General features: G+C 41.4%; 1 protein-coding gene. It reads right to left on the reverse strand.

Annotated elements, in window-relative coordinates; translation table 11 throughout:
• Positions 1–585 precede the first annotated feature (585 nt).
• Entirely contained in the window at positions 586–774 is a 189-nt protein-coding gene (locus tag DN068_RS03510; RefSeq protein WP_110997515.1) for a transposase, read from the reverse strand.
• Between the last annotated feature and the right edge of the window lie 1337 nt (positions 775–2111).

The raw sequence follows: 2111 nt of genomic DNA on the forward strand, positions 1-2111 counted from the left end.
TTTGCGGGAAACTACACGCATGGCCAAACAGCATTGCCATCGATGAACGGTGCCAACGCCAATGCAGCCGAATCAGGGCAACTACGGTGGCTGCAAATAAAAAAATCAAGCAAAATAGTTGGGGATAGAAAAAGGAGGCATAAATATTAGTCAGTCTAATGGAGTGACGGGATCTCTTAAGCGCTTTTGGGGGCTGCTCTAAATAATTTGATTTTGGCATTAAAAGATTCTCAGCCGCATCGTATTTCGGTTGTTGAAGAAATTAGGAATGCTCAAATAATGTGTTTAAACGGTTCTGACGAGAGCGATAAATAACACCAATCGGGAAGCCAGGTCATACATCTCCTTTATTCCGGACATCGTTCAGAAGAAGTTCAGCCCCGTTTTGTGCCGACGTCCAATCGTTTTGCTCTTATAAAGTGCATAGCGGTGGACGCCAGCAATTGTTAAGGTATCTCTATTGTCCGGGACTTCGGCTACATAATTCGAACTGTTGGCTTTAGTTTCTTTTGCTGTTTCATTTTCCTGATCCAGAGCTTCCAGCCGGTAATGAATCCACAGTTTCTGTATCGTAAAAAAAGCTAACTATAGCATATGAAAACGATCGGTGACTTTACGAGCTTTAGGGAAATAACAGCTAGCCATAAAGTTCATTCCTGTTGCCATGTCAAGGGTTAGTTTTTGAACCACATTACGAATCTGTTTCGGTATTTGCTCCAGCACTGCAATGATGGTTGATACCTGTGTCGTATTGTTGCTGAAGCTGATTGTCATCAAGTCAAGCTAAGTCGCCACCTGATGACACGAACAGGCCAGTTATTTAAATATCCCTTTAAAAAAGCGTAAACTCTGTAATCATTTTGCCTTCCTTGTCCTGGCAAGCGTCCAGTTGCGGTGGACAATCTCGCTTATATCGGCCACCTCCAGGGATGACGTTAGGGATTGATATTCTTTTCTTCAGGATAGATGCAAGGCATTTCCTTATCTGATCCCACCTCCGCCAAATCAAATTGTATTCCATTCTAACGGTGTTTTATAAACTGGGGATGTTTGAGGATCGATGCTATTTGACGTATTTAATACCGTTTGTAGTGTGCCGCAAATACAATGAAATGCATGTAGTGAGCATGATGATGTTTAGATTGACATATAAGAGGTCAAGGGGTCATTACCTGGCAGCACAGTAGCAATGTGGTTAAATCGGGCGACTGTCTGAACCCCGGCGTGATCGGGTGAAGACTGCCTTTTTTGCCTACTTTTTGGGCAAGCAAAAAGTAGGGGAGAAGGGATCCTGGAGCCGAATTGCGGTTATAGCCGCTCAATCAACATTTAAAAGTCAACATTTCATGTGCGCCGACATATATTTTGAAACGCATACCAGGCCATAGTGCTGCATTCCGCCCATTACAAGGAGGTTTTCATCAAAAAACTTGCGCCAAACATTTGGAAGTGAAGAGACTTTATCTACCTTTGCACTCCCAACAAAAACGGGACAGTTCTTAAAGAGGTTGCCAGAGGTGATGAAGAAGCTGAAAAGCTTGCACAGCAAGCGATTTAGCGAAAGCGAGACATGAAAAACTTTTTCAAAGAAAGTTTGGAAGTTTGAAAACAAACACTACCTTTGCACTCCGCTTCTGAAAAGGGGCAAAGAAAAAAAAGAAGATCTTTAAAAAGTACGGTGTTTTTAAACAGAGGCTGAATGAGTTGTGAAAATAAATCTTGAAAAAAGATTTGGAAGTTTGAAAATAAAAAGCGTACCTTTGCAGCCCGCTTCGCGGCGGAAAGCAACAAAAAGATAACACAGTTCTTAAATAAAAAGATGCGCAGGTTAAAGGCCTGAAAGAAAGAAGCGGTTCAATTCCGATAGCATTTACAAATTCTGCCACTCAAAAGTGAGTGAGTCAGGAAAGATCTTTGAAAGGATGGGAAGCAAATAAATTTAAGCAGTCTGTATTGATGAAGTTCAATACAGCAGGTAAGAAAGCGTAATTAACTATTACGATCACGACAAGTCAATAAAGTATAAAATACATCTTTGATTAGTCAGATCAACAATTCATATACAATGGCGATTTTGATCCTGGCTCAGGATGAACGGTAGCGGCATGCGT

The sequence above is a fragment of the Taibaiella soli genome, from assembly GCF_003236175.1.
Classification (GTDB): domain Bacteria; phylum Bacteroidota; class Bacteroidia; order Chitinophagales; family Chitinophagaceae; genus QKTW01.

What these genes read in the sequence shown, in the direction of transcription:
- DN068_RS03510 (WP_110997515.1), bottom strand. Translation starts at nt 774, where the DNA reads ATGACAATCAGCTTCAGCAACAATACGACACAGGTATCAACCATCATT.